Annotated in this window: 13 protein-coding genes; 2 read left to right on the top strand and 11 right to left on the bottom strand. The window is 64.8% G+C overall.

The window, feature by feature from the left end; all coding sequences use genetic code 11:
- Window positions 1-38: 38 nt before the first annotated feature.
- From ACVW1C_RS31455 to ACVW1C_RS31445, 3 genes are all read right to left on the bottom strand, one after another.
- The gene (locus tag ACVW1C_RS31455; protein ID WP_456761583.1) at window positions 39-1,520 is read right to left on the bottom strand and encodes a cell wall hydrolase; all 1,482 of its coding nucleotides are present in this window, start codon (window positions 1,518-1,520) and stop codon (window positions 39-41) included.
- A 411-nt stretch (window positions 1,521-1,931) separates the two neighbouring features.
- The gene (ppdK, locus tag ACVW1C_RS31450; RefSeq protein WP_456761582.1) at window positions 1,932-4,847 is read right to left on the bottom strand and encodes a pyruvate, phosphate dikinase; all 2,916 of its coding nucleotides are present in this window, start codon (window positions 4,845-4,847) and stop codon (window positions 1,932-1,934) included.
- A gap of 91 nt (window positions 4,848-4,938) precedes the next feature.
- Window positions 4,939-5,094, bottom strand: coding sequence for a DUF3096 domain-containing protein (locus ACVW1C_RS31445; protein ID WP_084518327.1), 156 nt, complete (start codon window positions 5,092-5,094; stop codon window positions 4,939-4,941).
- 235 nt (window positions 5,095-5,329) lie between these two features.
- On the opposite strand from ACVW1C_RS31445, the gene ACVW1C_RS31440 reads away from it, so the two are divergent.
- Entirely contained in the window at window positions 5,330-5,689 is a 360-nt protein-coding gene (locus ACVW1C_RS31440) for a DUF1236 domain-containing protein (protein ID WP_456761581.1), read from the top strand.
- Window positions 5,690-5,834: 145 nt separating this feature from the next.
- Here ACVW1C_RS31440 and ACVW1C_RS31435 read toward each other — a convergent pair whose 3' ends face one another.
- The 8 genes from ACVW1C_RS31435 to ACVW1C_RS31400 all read right to left on the bottom strand — a co-directional run bounded on the left by ACVW1C_RS31435 (window position 5,835) and on the right by ACVW1C_RS31400 (window position 13,417).
- Window positions 5,835-6,935, bottom strand: a complete 1,101-nt coding sequence (locus tag ACVW1C_RS31435) for a hypothetical protein (RefSeq protein WP_456761580.1) — start codon at window positions 6,933-6,935, stop codon at window positions 5,835-5,837.
- 120 nt (window positions 6,936-7,055) lie between these two features.
- Window positions 7,056-7,649, bottom strand: a complete 594-nt coding sequence (locus ACVW1C_RS31430) for a class I SAM-dependent methyltransferase (protein WP_456761579.1) — start codon at window positions 7,647-7,649, stop codon at window positions 7,056-7,058.
- A gap of 3 nt (window positions 7,650-7,652) precedes the next feature.
- Complete coding sequence (gene glyS, locus ACVW1C_RS31425; protein WP_456761578.1) at window positions 7,653-9,827, bottom strand: glycine--tRNA ligase subunit beta; 2,175 nt, start codon at window positions 9,825-9,827, stop codon at window positions 7,653-7,655.
- Window positions 9,827-10,762 carry a glycine--tRNA ligase subunit alpha gene (locus ACVW1C_RS31420; protein ID WP_456761577.1) on the bottom strand — a complete coding sequence of 312 codons (936 nt, stop codon included), beginning with the start codon at window positions 10,760-10,762 and terminating at the stop codon, window positions 9,827-9,829. The genes glyS and ACVW1C_RS31420 overlap by 1 nt, the downstream gene beginning before the upstream one ends.
- Before the next feature lie 118 nt (window positions 10,763-10,880).
- Window positions 10,881-11,072 carry a hypothetical protein gene (locus ACVW1C_RS31415; RefSeq protein WP_050403245.1) on the bottom strand — a complete coding sequence of 64 codons (192 nt, stop codon included), beginning with the start codon at window positions 11,070-11,072 and terminating at the stop codon, window positions 10,881-10,883.
- Between the two features lie 116 nt (window positions 11,073-11,188).
- Window positions 11,189-12,124, bottom strand: a complete 936-nt coding sequence (locus tag ACVW1C_RS31410) for a S49 family peptidase (RefSeq protein ID WP_456761576.1) — start codon at window positions 12,122-12,124, stop codon at window positions 11,189-11,191.
- A gap of 245 nt (window positions 12,125-12,369) precedes the next feature.
- Window positions 12,370-13,173, bottom strand: a complete 804-nt coding sequence (locus ACVW1C_RS31405; protein WP_456763226.1) for a tRNA1(Val) (adenine(37)-N6)-methyltransferase — start codon at window positions 13,171-13,173, stop codon at window positions 12,370-12,372.
- A 16-nt stretch (window positions 13,174-13,189) separates the two neighbouring features.
- The gene (locus ACVW1C_RS31400; protein WP_456761575.1) at window positions 13,190-13,417 is read right to left on the bottom strand and encodes a putative signal transducing protein; all 228 of its coding nucleotides are present in this window, start codon (window positions 13,415-13,417) and stop codon (window positions 13,190-13,192) included.
- A gap of 135 nt (window positions 13,418-13,552) precedes the next feature.
- Here ACVW1C_RS31400 and ACVW1C_RS31395 point away from each other — a divergent pair, with 135 nt between their 5' ends.
- The gene (locus ACVW1C_RS31395) at window positions 13,553-14,563 is read left to right on the top strand and encodes a polyprenyl synthetase family protein (RefSeq protein WP_176529732.1); all 1,011 of its coding nucleotides are present in this window, start codon (window positions 13,553-13,555) and stop codon (window positions 14,561-14,563) included.
- Window positions 14,564-14,721: the final 158 nt, after the last annotated feature.

Raw genomic sequence — 14,721 nt, 5'->3', positions numbered from 1 at the left:
AGCGACCTCCCCTTTTCAAGGGGAGGTTAGGTTGGCACCTATCGCTTGGCGCTGGCCTGCTCGGCCGAGCTCTGGGCGGCTTCGGCGAGTTGCGCCGAGATCTTGGCGGTCTCGGCCGGGTTGCCCCAGCTCGGCGCGTCGCTGCCGTCACCCCAGGCGCGCGGGCGATAGAAGGTGTGGACGCCGAACTTGTACGTCTTCTTCATTTCACTGACCCAGGACGGCCGCACCCAATAGGCGTGGTAGTGGGTCGAGCGATCGACTTCCGGCAGCCACAATTTGCCGTCGAGGATCGCCTTCGATATCTTCTTCGCGCGGTCCCACATGTCGGGCTCGCGGACCACGTCGGGGATGTTGTCGCAGGCGAAGGTGAACTGGCAGGCGTAGTGACGGTTCTTGTTCTGGTAGACCACGCCGCACACCGTCTCCGGATATTTGCCGGAGAAAGCGCGGTTCAGCACCACCTGCGCGACCGCGATCTGGCCGCGCACCGCTTCGCCGCGCGCTTCGAAATAGACCGCCTCGGCAAGGCACTTCTCCGACTTGGCGCGCGATTTCTCGTCGAACAGGCCGAGCCGCTCCGCCGGCGTCTTGGTGTGCTGGTCGTCGGCGTTGACCTCACCTTTCGGCGCGATGCTCTCGCCCATCTCACCGGCCTTGACCGGCCCGTCGGCATCGACCGGCAGTGACGCCATCACCTTCAGGTCGGGATCGGGCTGCGCTGCAGGCACAACGACGACTGGCGCCTCGCCGGGCTGCCAGCGCTCGAGATTTTCGGGCGTGCCGAGCGATGAGCCGAAGAACAGGCTGGCGGTCTTGAATGCAAACGGGTCGCGCTCATGCGTTGCATCGGCAGGCGGCGCAGCGCCAGGCTTTGCGGGCGCCGGCTTCAGATCGTCGAGCGGGCTGGCCTCGAGCGACATCGACACGTCGTATTGCTGCGGCGCGGGCTTGGCATATTGCGGCAGCGGCGGCGCACGCAGCGCCTCCTGCAATTCGGGATCAAGCGGCGCGTTATCGGCCGGTGCGGTTGCGGTCTTCATGCCCTTGACCGACGAATTCGATGTCGCGGGATCCTCGTTCGCCGGAGCCGTGTTCGCGGGCTGTGCAGGATCGACCTGGTCAGGCCGCCCGACGACGAGACGATCGCCCTTCAGGGTGCGATCGACCTTGGGAAAATCGGACGCCTGGTAGCGCGGCGGCGGCGCCGCGATCGGATTGCGCGTCACGGTGCCGGTGATGTCGGCGCTCGGACTGTCCAGCCTTGCGAGCAGGATTTGCGGATCCTGCGGCGCCGATGTTCCGATCGGACGGCCGAAGCTGTAGGTCGCGACCTGGATGGAGCCGACCGCGGAGGCGAAGACGCGTTTCTGCCAGCGCTCGGCGACGCCGGGCTGCCGGGCCAGGAGCGACGCAATATCCTGATATCCGAGCTCGGTCGGCATCAGTGCGAAGATGCCAAGACCGAGACCGAAGAGCGCGAGACGTGCGCCCTTCGGCTGGTTACGCGACACAAACATCGTACGCTCACGCAACGCTTACTGAGTGCAATCGAACGCGGTACATCCGCGCAATTCGACCTTTCTCGTTGCTAACTTGTTTAGGTTGCCGCGGAGTTAATCGGCGTTGCACGTGCGCTACACTCAAGCGATCGCGCATACGAGGCGCGCGGCATCAGTCGCCTTGGTAAATGCGCGGCGCATGAAAGTCGTAAACACCGGGTCAACGAAGATGGTGAATAAAGTGTTGCAGACAGTGACCGCCAATGCACCGTCATTGCGAGCGAAGCAATCCATCTCACCGCACATGCGGGTCGATGGATTGCTTCGTCGCTATCGCTCCTCGCAATGACGGTGCTTACTAAGTGCCTCAACAAGCAAAATGGCCGGGACTTGGTCCCGGCCATCGCACTCCTTGAACGACTTGATCGCTCACGCCTGGCTGGCGATCTCCTTGCCGAGCGCGGCCTGGGCTGCGGCGAGACGCGCGATCGGCACGCGATAGGGCGAGCAGGAGACGTAGTCGAGCCCGACCTCGTGGCAGAACGCGACCGAGGCGGGATCGCCGCCATGCTCGCCGCAGATGCCGACCTTGAGGTTCGGCCGCGTCTTGCGGCCCCGCGTCACGCCGATCCTGACCAGCTCGCCGACGCCGTCGCGATCGACCGAGATGAACGGATCGATCTCGAGAATGCCCTTGGCGACATAGGTGCCGAGGAAGCTCGCGGCGTCGTCGCGGCTGATGCCGTAGGTGGTCTGCGTCAGGTCGTTGGTGCCGAAGGAGAAGAACTCCGCGGTCTCCGCCACCTGGCCCGCCATCAGGCAGGCGCGCGGCAGCTCGATCATGGTGCCGACCTGGTAGGTCAGCTTGACGCCGGTCTCCTTCATCACCGCGTTGGCGGTCGCATCGATCCGCGCCTTGACCAGATCGAATTCGGCCTTGGTCGCGATCAGCGGCACCATCACCTCCAGTCCGACCGGCTTGCCGGTGCGCTTGCCGGCTTCGACGGCAGCCTCGAAGATCGCGCGCGCCTGCATCTCGGCGATCTCTGGATAGGCGATCGCGAGACGGCAGCCGCGGAAGCCGAGCATCGGGTTGAACTCGGACAGTTCGCGGGCGCGGTCGGCAAGCTTGCGCGGATCGGTGTTCATGGCGCGCGCCACTTCCTCGATCTCGGCCTGGGTGTGCGGCAGGAATTCATGGAGGGGAGGATCCAGAAGCCGGATCGTGACGGGCAGGCCCTTCATGATCTCGAACAGTTCGACGAAGTCGGCGCGCTGCATCGGCAACAGCTTCGACAGCGCTGCGCGGCGCGACTGCTCGTCCTCGGAGAGGATCATCTCGCGCACGGTGCGGATGCGGGTCTCCTCGAAGAACATGTGCTCGGTGCGGCAGAGGCCGATGCCTTCGGCGCCGAACTTCACCGCGGTGCGCGCATCGTCGGGCGTGTCGCCGTTGACGCGGACGCCGAGCTTGCGGACCTCGTCGGCCCAGCCCATCAGCGTGCCGAACTCGCCGGACAGTTCCGGCTCGATCATCGGCATGCGGCCGGCCAGCACCTGACCGACCGAGCCGTCGATGGTGATGACATCGCCGGTCTTGAAGGTGCGCGAGCCGATGCTCATGGTGCCGCGGCCGTAATCGACACGAATGGTGCCGCAGCCGGAGACGCAGGGCTTGCCCATGCCGCGCGCGACCACCGCCGCATGCGACGTCATGCCGCCGCGGGTGGTCAGGATGCCTTCCGCAGCGTGCATGCCGTGAATGTCTTCCGGGCTGGTCTCGATGCGGACCAGGATCACCTTGCGCCCGTCGGCTTGCAGCTTGGCCGCTTCGTCCGACGAGAACACGATCTCGCCGGAGGCAGCACCAGGCGACGCCGGCAGGCCGGTCGCGATCACGTCGCGCTTGGCGGCGGGATCGATGGTCGGGTGCAGCAGTTGGTCCAGCGACGCCGGATCGATCCGCGTCACCGCGTCCTTGCGCGAGATCAGGCCTTCATTGGCGAGCTCGACCGCGATGCGCAGCGCCGCCTTGGCGGTGCGCTTGCCGCCGCGGGTCTGCAGCATCCACAGCTTGCCCTGCTCGACCGTGAACTCCATGTCCTGCATGTCGCGGTAGTGCTTCTCGAGCAGCGTGTAGATCCGCGTCAGCTCCTTGAACGCGGCCGGCATCGCGGCTTCCATCGACGGCTTGTCGGAGCCGGATTCCCGGCGCGCCTCCTCGGTGATGTCCTGCGGCGTGCGGATGCCGGCGACGACGTCCTCGCCCTGGGCGTTGATCAGGAACTCGCCGTACAGCTTGCTCTCGCCGGTCGAGGGGTTGCGGGTGAAGGCGACGCCGGTCGCCGAGGTCTCGCCCATGTTGCCGAACACCATCGCCTGCACGTTGACCGCGGTGCCCCAGGATTCCGGGATGTCGTGCAGCTTGCGATAGGTCACCGCGCGCGCGTTCATCCAGGATGAGAACACGGCACCGATCGCGCCCCACAGCTGATCGTGCGGATCCTGCGGGAAGTCGTGGCCGGTCTCCTTGGCGACGGCTTCCTTGTACTTGCCGACCAGCTCGACCCAGTCGTCGCCGGTGAGGTCGGTGTCGAGCGAGTAGCCCTGGCCGTCCTTGAAGGTGTCGAGGATGTCCTCGAAGTGATGATGCTCGAAGCCGAGCACCACGTCCGAATACATCGTGATGAAGCGTCGATAGCTGTCATAGGCAAAGCGGCGGTCGCCGGAGAGCTCGGCGAGCGCCTCGACCGTGCGGTCGTTGAGGCCGAGATTGAGCACGGTGTCCATCATGCCCGGCATCGAGGCGCGCGCGCCCGAGCGGACCGAGACCAGAAGCGGGTTCTTGGCGTCGCCGAAGGTCTTGCCGGTCAGCTTGCCGACATAGTCGAGCGCCTTTTCAACCTGTGCCTTCAACTCCTTCGGATACGTCTTGTCGTGGTCGTAGAAGTAGGTGCAGACCGAGGTCGGAATGGTGAAGCCGGGAGGCACCGGCAGGCCGAGATTGGCCATTTCCGCGAGGTTGGCGCCCTTGCCGCCGAGCAGATCGCGCAAGGTCGCCTGGCCCTCGGCCTTGCCGTCGCCGAACGTATAGACCCACTTGCCGGCCTTGATCGCTGGCGGAGCCGCCTTTTTCGCAGCGGTGACGGCCTTCGCCGGCGCCTTGCTGGCGGGCTTTGCAGCCGGCTTCAGAGCCGATTTGGCAGCGGGTTTCGGCGCCGCCTTCGGGGCGCTCTTCTTCAGCGCCTTGCGCGCCGGCGCGGCCTTCCGGACCGGTGCCGAGGACTTTGATTTCGCTGCGGTTTTCTCGGCAGTTTTCTTGGACTTCGCGACGGCTTTGGCCATGTCAGACAACAATCCGAAAAGAGGGGTCGAAGATGCGCGCCTTACACCATTTTGGGGGGTTCCGCGCAAGCCGCGAAACCCCGATTTCGCGCTAGAGGTGCAGCCAGCGCAGCAGGCCCATCCCCACGAGCCCGACGAAGATCAGGTAGATCGCGACGATGTAGTTGAGCAGCCGCGGCATGATCAGGATCAGGATGCCTGCAATCAGAGCGACAATGTGCGGCAAATGCCCAGCGGTGATGACCATTGAAGAGTTTCTCCGGCGGTTTTTGGAGGAGCGAATCAGCGGCAGTTTATCCGCTGCGGGGGTTTCCACATCAAGACGTCCGTCACCTCCTGCGAGTTCCCGCAACTCACGAAAATTGCTCCAAAATGCCGCGTATGTGGCGGCGGTTTTTCCGGAACATCAGCACACCGGATGCATTGGCTCGCCGTGCGCATCGGCGAAGGCCGGCGCGCGCGTCAAAAGAATGGAGCGAGCCATGCGAAACAGAATACTTGCCGTTGCAGCGGTTGCTGCTGCGATCACGGTGCCGGCTGTTGCCGCACAGGCCCAGACCGTCGGCATTGTCCGCGGTGGCCCGCCGGTTGCAGTCGAGGATGATGAGGGCATTGCGATCGAGCAGCGCCCGGCATTCCGCGAATACATCGTGCGCGAGCGCGTGCCGAACTACACCGTTCCGGATCGCGTCGTGGTCGGCACCGTGCTGCCGGATGCCGGCGTAACCTATTACGACGTGCCGCAACGGTTCGGCGCGACGCCCTATCGCTACACCGTCGTGAATGGCGAGACCGTTCTGGTCGAGCCGCGTTCGCGACGGATCGTTCAGGTGGTCGACTAGCTCAACGTCAGCACGATCGCCTGAACGAACAGTCCGGGCGCCGCGCAAGCGGATGTGCGCGCAGATCGACCGGACCAGAAAGCCCCGCCCGGCCTCCCCTCCGGGCGGGGCTCTTCTGTTGCGATGATTTGAATGCCGTGCTGGCTTACGATTTCAGGATCGAGAGCAGCGTCGAGGTCGACTTGTAGCTCTTGATCGCAGCGTCCTGGAAATCCTGCGTCCAGTTGGCCGCCTGGCGCTCCTCCGCGCTCATCGAGGAATATTGCTTGAGGATGCCGAGGCTGAACTGGCGCGGATCGCCCGCGGACTGGCTCTGCTTCAGCGCATCGAGCACGGCAAGACGGGTCCGCGTGTTGAGTTCCTGCTTGGCCGCGAAGATCTCCTCGCCCGAAAACTTCTTGTCCTGGTTCAGCGAGATCGCCGACAGCGAGCGGTTGTCGAGCGAGGACAGGTCGGCGAGCTGTCCGGTCTTGCGGCGGGAATCGTAAACCAGTTCCTTGCCGCTCTTCGCCGCCTCGCTCTTTTGCCGATCGAGGAATGCGCGCGCATCGCTCGCCACGCTGCCGAAATCGCGTGGCTTACCCGTCGTGGGCGACGTGGTTCCCGCCAGCGCCGCCGCGACCGGGTCGCCTGAAATTCCCGTCGGCGCCTTGTTCGGATCCTGCTGCGTCGCCTGATGGCCCTTCAGCACCGCGGCGCGCTGGCTGGCCCAGGTTGCGGTTGCCTTTTCCTCATCGCTGGCACCGTCGAGATAGTCGAGCGCCGACTTGTAGCTGACACTGTAGTCGCCGGTCAGGCGGGTGGTCGCAAGCGACGGCGCCAAGGCCTTGTCGAAGCGCTGCTTCAGTTCGGTGGCGGCGACCGCCTGCTCGTCCGGCGTGAACTTGCCGCCATTGTTGGTCGAGATCGCAAACAACGAGCGGCGATCAAGTGTCGAGAGATCGATGGTGGTCTTGCCGTCGACGATCGGCTTCTTCACGCCCGCGACCGTGTAGAGCCGGTCGAGCGTGACGCGCACGTCGTTGGTGACGGTCGCAAAATCCGGCAGCGGCGCCTTGGCGAGCTGCGCGCGGGCGGCGTCCGACAGCGTGAGATTGGTTGCAGCGCCAGATGTCGCGGACGCCGACAGGTCGCCGGCGGTGCCGTCGCCTGACAAGGTCGCCGCCAGCGAGGGCGTCGCTGCGGCCCGTGCGTAGGCCGAACCATATTGGGCGTAAGGATTGGGCGTGGTGCCGATCGAGGTCATCGGGGAGGTCCCTGCATTGGCGCGAGGGGCGATTTCTTAAGAAATCGTTGACTCGCCAGGACCCTCGCAGGGTATGGTTAATAAATTGCGAATTGTGTCTAAATATTTCAAAGAATGGGATCAGTTGCGCTTCCGCGCCGCGATGCGGTGAATGACCTTGCCGGATGAAGCGCTGACGACTTCCGCATCGAGCAGCAGTTCGGCCGCCGCCAGTTCGGCCCGCACCAGTCCCGTATCGAACGCTGCATAGAGCCGGCCATGCGCATCGCGCGCATCGTCACCTCTGGTGACGCGCCAGCTCAGATAGAAGATACCGCCGGGCTTCACGAGTTCGAACATGCGGCGCACCGACGGCGCGATCAGCGCGGGATCGAGATGCATGATCACGGTCTCGCACAGCACATTGTCGAAACTATTGGCGGCGATGCCGGATAGCTCGGGCAATTCGGCGCGGGTGAAGCGCAGCGTCGGATAGCGGGCACGGGCTTCCGTGAGCAGGCCCTCGGAGGCATCGAAGCCTTCGGCCGGAAAGCCGTTGGCATTCAGCCACGCCACCTCGCGGCCGCTGCCGCAGCCGATATCGGCGGTCGCGCCGCCCTTGATGAAGAAACGCGCGACGATCTCTTGCAGATCGCGAGGGGTCGGCTGCTCGTGCCAGTCCTGCGCAAACGCCGCCGCATCCTTGTCGTAAGCGGCGAGCGTCGCGCGGTCCATCGGTCAGCCCTCGATCCTGGAGAAGTCCGCCACCGCACGGGTCGCGGCGCGGATCTCGTTGAGCAGCTTCAGGCGGTTCTCACGCACCTTCGGATCATCGTCGTTGACCTTGACCTTGTCGAAGAACGCATCGACCGCTGGGCGCAGCTTCGCCATCGCGCTCATCGCGGCGGCAAAGTCTTCCCTGGCGACGGCGGCGGAGGCTTCGGCCTTCACCTGGTCGATCGCCTTGGCCAGCGTCTTCTCTTCGTCGAGCTTGTAGAGCGCGGCGTCGGGCGCGCCATCAAAGGTACGCTTGTCCTTCTTCTCCTCGATGCTGAGGATGTTGCTGGCGCGTTTTGTGCCCGCGAGCAGGTTCTTGCCGTCGTCACTGTCGAGGAATTTGCCGAGCGCCTCGACACGGCGAACAATGCGCAGGAGATCATCGTCGTCGTTAAGCGCGAATACTGAGTCAACAAGATCGTGCCTGGCGCCCTGTTCACGCAACTGGACTTTCAGGCGGTCAGCGAAAAAGCCCAGCAACTCTAGCGAAACATAGTACCTCTCCGACCGCGCGAGCCCGGTGTCTGGCTTTTGCGAGATCAGATGCGCGGCGTAGGCTTCCGTATTTTCTTCCCCCGGCAGTTTGGGCGGGAACAGCGCACACGCTTCGTCGAAGAGCTTGAGCAAGTTCAACGGACGATTAAGGGTCAGAATAGTTCTTACCACGCCAAGCGCTGCTCGTCTCAGCGCAAAGGGGTCCTTCGATCCGGTCGGCTTCTCATCGATTATCCAGAACCCCGCCAACGTGTCGAGCTTGTCCGCCAGCGCCACCGCAACGCTCACCGGATCGGTCGGCACGCGATCGGTCGGCCCCTGCGGCTTCCAGTGCTCCTCGCTTGCCGCAGCAACCGAGGCATCCTCGCCCTGCGCCACCGCGTAGTACTTGCCCATGAGGCCCTGTAGTTCGGGGAATTCGCCGACCACTTCGGTCAGCAAATCCGCTTTCGCGAGGCGCGCGGCGCGCCTGGTCTTCTCGACATCGGCGCCGACCAGTGGCGCGATCTCGGCGGCGAGCCGCTCGATCCGCTTGATGCGCTCTGCCTGGGTGCCGAGCTTCTCGTGGAACACGATCTGCTCGAACTTCGGCAGCCGGTCCTCGAGCTTGGTCTTGAGATCGGTCTCGTAGAAGAACTTTGCGTCCGACAGCCGCGGACGGATCACGCGTTCATTGCCGGCGACGATGGTCTTGCCACCATCGGGCGCCTCGATGTTGGCGGTCAGCACGAACTTGTTGGTCAATTTCCCGGTCTTGGGATCCCTGACCACGAAGCACTTCTGGTTGTTGCGGATGGTGGCGCGGATCACCTCGTCGGGAATCGACAAAAATTCCTTCTCGAACGATCCCATCATCACGACCGGCCATTCGACGAGACCCGAAACCTCGTCGAGCAGCACCTGGTCCTCGACCAGTTCGAGGCCCTGGGCGAACGCCAGCTCCTTGGCGTCCTCGAGGATGATGTCCTTGCGGGCCTGCGGATCGAGGATGACTTTGGCGGCCTTCAGCTTGGCCTCGTAATCCTCGAAGCGGCGCACTGAGATCGCACCCGGCGCCATGAAGCGGTGGCCGTAGGTGGTCTGCCCGGCCTCGATGCCGTCGACGGAGAACTTGACGATGTCGGGTTCCTCGGTCTCCAGACCGAAGGTCGCGGTGATGGCGTGCAGCGGGCGCACCCAAGTGAGCGAGCCTGATTTCGCCGAGCGCGCGCCCCAGCGCATCGATTTCGGCCAGGGGAAGGTGCGGATGATGACAGGCAGCATTTCCGCGATCACGTCGATCGCGGCGCGGCCGGGCTTCTCGATCAGCGCGATGTAGAAATCGCCCTTCTTCGGGTCGGTCTGGATCTTGGCCTCGCTGATCGAGGTGAGACCAGTGGCCTTCAGGAAACCCTGGATCGCGGGCTCGGGCCCGCCGACGCGCGGGCCGCGGCGCTCGTCCTTCAAATCGGGCTGGCGCGCAGGAATGCCGTGCACGCTGAGTGCAAGCCGGCGCGGGGTCGCGAACGCCTTGGCGCCTTCGTAGACGAGGCCTTCGGCGACCAGTCTGTCGGTCACCATGCGGCGCAGATCGTCCGCCGCCTTGGCCTGCATGCGCGCGGGAATTTCTTCGGAGAACAGTTCGAGGAGGAGATCGGGCATCAGACCGCCCTGCCCGTTTCGGTGTGGATCCATGCCTCGCCGCAGGCCTTGGCCAGGTCGCGCACTCGCGCGATATAGCTCTGCCGCTCCGTCACCGAGATGACGCCGCGGGCGTCGAGCAGGTTGAACACGTGGCTCGCCTTGATGCACTGGTCGTAGGCCGGCAAGGCCATCAGATGTTCCTTCGAATTGCTTCCCTCGCGCCAGCCGGCGGCGAGATATTTGCGGCAGGCCTCTTCCGCCATCTTGAACTGCTCGAACAGCATCGCGGTGTCGGCGTATTCGAAATTGTGCCGCGAATATTCCTGCTCGGCCTGCAGGAAGACGTCGCCATAGGTGACCTTCTCGGCGCCCTCGCGGCCGTTGAAGTTCAGGTCGTAGACGCGGTCGACGCCCTGCACATACATCGCGAGCCGCTCGAGCCCATAGGTGAGCTCGCCCGCGACCGGCGCGCATTCGACGCCGGCGACCTGCTGGAAGTAGGTGAACTGCGACACTTCCATCCCGTCGCACCAGCATTCCCATCCCAAACCCCAGGCGCCCAGCGTCGGGCTCTCCCAGTCGTCCTCGACGAAGCGGATGTCATGGACGGCGGCGTCGATGCCGATCGCGGCGAGCGATTTCAGGTACAGGTCCTGAAGGTTCGGCGGCGACGGCTTCATGATCACCTGGAACTGGTAGTAGTGCTGGAGGCGATTGGGATTTTCGCCATAGCGGCCGTCCTTGGGCCGCCGCGAGGGCTGCACATAGGCCGCGTTCCAGGGCTTGGGCCCCAGCGCACGCAGCGTGGTCGCGGGATGGAAGGTGCCGGCGCCCATTTCCATGTCGTAGGGCTGCAGGATGACGCAGCCCTGCTCGGCCCAGAATCGCTGGAGAGCCAGGATGAAGCCCTGGAACGAACGTTCCGGGCGCATGTGGTCAGGCAGAGCGTCCATCGTCAGCACAGGTCTCGCGAGGGGGTTTTGAAGCGCGCGGGACCGTATCGGCGGCAGCCAATGGAATCAAGGCGATGCCGGAAATCCGGCACCGCCATTTTGCGGGTTTTAAAGCCTGCTAGCCCGGGCGATAGGCCCCGGTCACGGGGTCGCGGCGCAGGGTCTTGATTTCGCTCGCACGCGTGGTCTCGGCCACGCGGGACAATCGCGCCTCTTCCAGTTCCTGGTTGATCCGGACGGCCGTCTTGTAAGCCCAGCGGACCACGGCCAGGCCACCCAGGACGCCTGCGAATGCAATCAGCGGCGGCATCGGTCGATCCTTGTCGTTCACGTCTGTCAGGCCCCCAATAAAAGGTATTCTCGCGCAAGGCAGCCTGCGCCGCAATCGCGCTTTTGAGGCTAAATGGCGCGCTCAAATCCCCGTGTTCAGAGCCCGAATCGGGCCCAAATCGCCCTGGTTTCCACCGCCGAGATCAGGTCGTCCGGCAAGCTTGCCAGCCCGTCCAGCGCCGCCATCGTGCCCGCCCCCGGCGCCCGCCGGCCGAGCAGGCCGGACAGCAGGCCGCTCGCGGGCGCGATCACCGGGGTCAGCACCTTCTCGCCATAGCGGGCCCGCAGCGTCGCGCGCAGGTCGCCGATCCCGTCGGCAAGCCCGAGCCCGATCGCGGTCTCGCCCGCCCAGTATTCGCCGGTGAACAACTCGTCGTCGGGCCCCTTCAGGCGGCTGCCGCGGCTCTGTTTCACCAGCGCGATGAAGATCGCATGGATCTCGCGCTGGATCGCCTTCAGCCGGGCGACGTCATCGGGGTTCTCGGGAAGGAACGGATCGAGCATCGCCTTGTGCGCCCCCGCCGTATAGAGCCGCCGCTCGACCCCGATCTTCTTGATCAGCCCCTCGAGGCCGAAGCTGCCGCCGACCACGCCGATCGAACCCAGGATCGAGGACGGGTCGCAATAGATCTCGTCACCCGCGCAGGCGATCATGTAGCCGCCGGAGGCCGCGACGTCCTCGACGAACACCAGCACCGGCAGCTTCTTCTCGGCGGCCAGCTGCCGGATGCGCAGATAGATCTGCCGCGACTGCACCGGCGAGCCGCCCGGCGAATTGATCACCAGCGCCACCGCTTTGGCATTCCGAGTGCCAAAGGCGCGCTCCAGCATCTTGGCGACGCCGGAGAGCGTCATGCCTGGCCGCAGCGGCGTCACCGCGCCGATCACGCCTGACAGCCGCACCACCGGCACGACAGTAATGCCGGGCCTGAACCGCGCCGGAAGCATTCCCTGCACGCTTTCGAGCCATCCCGAACGTCCTTCAGAATGCGCTCCGGAATGTCCTTGGCGATCACTTGTTTGTTCATTCATGCCGTTACCTCGAATTAACCACTTTTTATCACGCCAGTGTCATTGGATTTCGTGGAACGCGTTTTGCATTTTGTCATTGGGGTTGCAACGCGCGGGCGGAGAGGAAACCATGAAGATCTACCTGCTGATTTTGCTGATCGGTACGCTCCTCACGGCGATCCACTTCACATCCAGGCCGGAACACCAGTCGGAAACGGCCCCGCAGTGATTTAGTGCCAGCACGACGCGGGCAGCGTCCCTGCCCGTCAGCGCCGCGCCAGCGGCAATTCCCCCTTCCCAGCCAAGATCTCCTGCACCCATTTATTGGGCGCACCTGACTCTTCCTTGAGCAGCAGCGCGGCATGCAGCCGCGTCGGCGCCCGGCCGCCCTTGGTGGCCCGCACCAGGATTCGGATCGCCGGCGAGGCCGCCTCGCCATGAACCGGCAGGATCTCGAGGCTGCCGAAGCCGCGGTCCAGCGCGGCCAGCACCTCGGCAATTCCGTCGGCCCGCCAGATCATCGCAAGCTGCCCGTTCGACTTGAGGATCCGCCGCGCCACGTGAACCCAGCCAGCAAGCGTGGTCGCGGTCGCGACATGGGCGCGCTGCCGCACGCCGTCCGGCGAGGCGCGATGCCTTGAGGGATCGTTGAACGGCGGGTTCATCAGCACGACGTCGGCGCTATCGGGCGAGAGGCCAAAATCATCGAAAGCGGAGGCGCCGGCCTCGACATCGAGCACGATCACTTCGGCCATGATCGCGTTCGCGCTGGCGTTATTCCGGGCCAGCTCGGCCAATGCCGGGTCGATTTCGACCAGAACCAGATCGATCCCGCTGACCCGCCGCGCCACCGCCAGCCCGGCGGCGCCGACGCCGGAGCCGAGATCGACGACGCGCTCGCCTGATCGGGCCGGCGTCGCCGCGGCCAGCAGGATCGCGTCATGGCCGGCGCGATGGCCGCTGCGCGGCTGCCGCAGCCGCAATTGCCCGCCGAGGAATCCGTCTTCGGTGATCTCAGCGGCCGGAGACTCGTTTCTTGACGCGTTTTCTTCACGCGAACCCGGGCCAATTTCGCTTGAAAACGCTCTACTCATTGGCCCGCAATTCGTGGCCCAGGCCGGCATCGGTCAGGAGCTGGCGGGCCTTGTGGTTGTCGTCCTCGTGCACCAGGATCCGCCGCGGCAGCACGCCGAGCGAGCCCTCGATGATGCTCATGTTCTGGTCCAGCACCAGATGATGGATGTTAGCGCTGTCGAGCAGCGCGCCGACGGCGGAGACCAGCACCACGTCATTGGTCCGTACCAATTCCCGCAAAATCCACTCTCCTCTCCGCCCGGCTGTGCGGCCAATGCGTCACATGTCAACAACTTCGTGGCCTTGCCGCTGCACCGCGCAGTTTCTATTGTTATAGCTGAGGATAGTGCGAATTCGGCAAAATTGGAGACCAGCGTGGCGGTTATTGTACCCTTCGAAAGCCCGTCCAATGCTTCGATCGACGGGCTGGTGGGACTTGTCGCCGCCGACATGGAGCGCGTCAACGCGACCATCCTTTCGCGGACCGGCTCCGAAGTCACCATGATCCCCGAGGTCGCCAATCATTTGATCTCCTCCGGCGGCAAGCGGCTGCGCCCGATGCTGACCCTGGCGATGGCCCAGCTCGCCGACTACACAGGCGACGGCCACATCAAGCTCGCCGCCGCGGTCGAGTTCATGCACACCGCGACCCTGCTGCACGACGACGTGGTCGACGAGAGCGAGCTGCGCCGCGGCAAATTGTCCGCGCGGATGCTTTGGGGCAACGAGGCCAGCGTGCTGGTCGGCGACTTCCTGCTCGGCCAGGCATTCCGGATGATGGTCGAGGTCGGCTCGCTGCGCGCGCTCGACATTCTCTCCGCGGCCGCCGCCACCATCGCCGAGGGCGAGGTGATGCAGCTTGCCGCCGCCAAGAACACCGCGACCACCGAGGACGAGTATCTCGCCGTGATCCGCGGCAAGACCGCGGAGCTGTTCGCCGCGGCCTGCGAGGTCGGTCCCGTGATCGCCAACCGGCCCAAGGCCGAGCAGACCGCGTGCCGCTCGGTCGGCATGAATCTCGGCATCGCCTTCCAGCTCGTCGACGACGTGCTCGACTATGGCGGCAAATCCGCAAAACTCGGCAAGAATGTCGGCGACGATTTCCGCGAGGGCAAGATCACGCTCCCGGTGGTGCTCGCCTTCCGCCGCGGCAACGACACCGAGCGCCAGTTCTGGATCCGCGCACTCGAGCGCGGCGAGATCGGCGCGGCCGATCTCGATCACGCGATCGGGCTGATGACCAAGCACCGCGCGCTGGAGGACACCATCAGCCGCGCCCAGCACTACGGCGCAATGGCGGTCGACGCGCTGGCGCTGTTCCCGTCCTCGCCGATGAAGACGGCGCTGGAACAGGTCGTGGCGTTCTGCCTGGCAAGGTCGCATTGATTCAGCATGCCAAGCTCGCAGCCTCATAACCGGTGTCGTCCCTGCGGAAGCAGGGATCCATACGCCGCGGCGGATGTTGCAGGCGGGACTCGCCGTTCCGGCAGCGCACCACCATCAATATCTGTGGTGATGGGTCCCTGCTTTCGCAGGGACGACAT

The organism is Bradyrhizobium sp. USDA 4011 (assembly GCF_054063415.1).
The sequence above is the reverse complement of the archived record's forward strand: the minus strand, read 5'-3'. Positions and strand labels throughout refer to the sequence as shown.

Coding starts and splice junctions, on each gene's coding strand:
- ACVW1C_RS31415 (WP_050403245.1), bottom strand. CDS start 11,072: ATGCCGCCGCTGATTGCATTCGCAGGCGTCCTGGGTGGCCTGGCCGTG.
- ACVW1C_RS31410 (WP_456761576.1), bottom strand. CDS start 12,124: ATGAATGAACAAACAAGTGATCGCCAAGGACATTCCGGAGCGCATTCT.
- ppdK (WP_456761582.1), bottom strand. CDS start 4,847: ATGGCCAAAGCCGTCGCGAAGTCCAAGAAAACTGCCGAGAAAACCGCA.
- ACVW1C_RS31445 (WP_084518327.1), bottom strand. CDS start 5,094: ATGGTCATCACCGCTGGGCATTTGCCGCACATTGTCGCTCTGATTGCA.
- glyS (WP_456761578.1), bottom strand. CDS start 9,827: ATGCCCGATCTCCTCCTCGAACTGTTCTCCGAAGAAATTCCCGCGCGC.
- ACVW1C_RS31440 (WP_456761581.1), top strand. CDS start 5,330: ATGCGAAACAGAATACTTGCCGTTGCAGCGGTTGCTGCTGCGATCACG.
- ACVW1C_RS31435 (WP_456761580.1), bottom strand. CDS start 6,935: ATGACCTCGATCGGCACCACGCCCAATCCTTACGCCCAATATGGTTCG.
- ACVW1C_RS31455 (WP_456761583.1), bottom strand. CDS start 1,520: ATGTTTGTGTCGCGTAACCAGCCGAAGGGCGCACGTCTCGCGCTCTTC.
- ACVW1C_RS31420 (WP_456761577.1), bottom strand. CDS start 10,762: ATGGACGCTCTGCCTGACCACATGCGCCCGGAACGTTCGTTCCAGGGC.
- ACVW1C_RS31430 (WP_456761579.1), bottom strand. CDS start 7,649: ATGGACCGCGCGACGCTCGCCGCTTACGACAAGGATGCGGCGGCGTTT.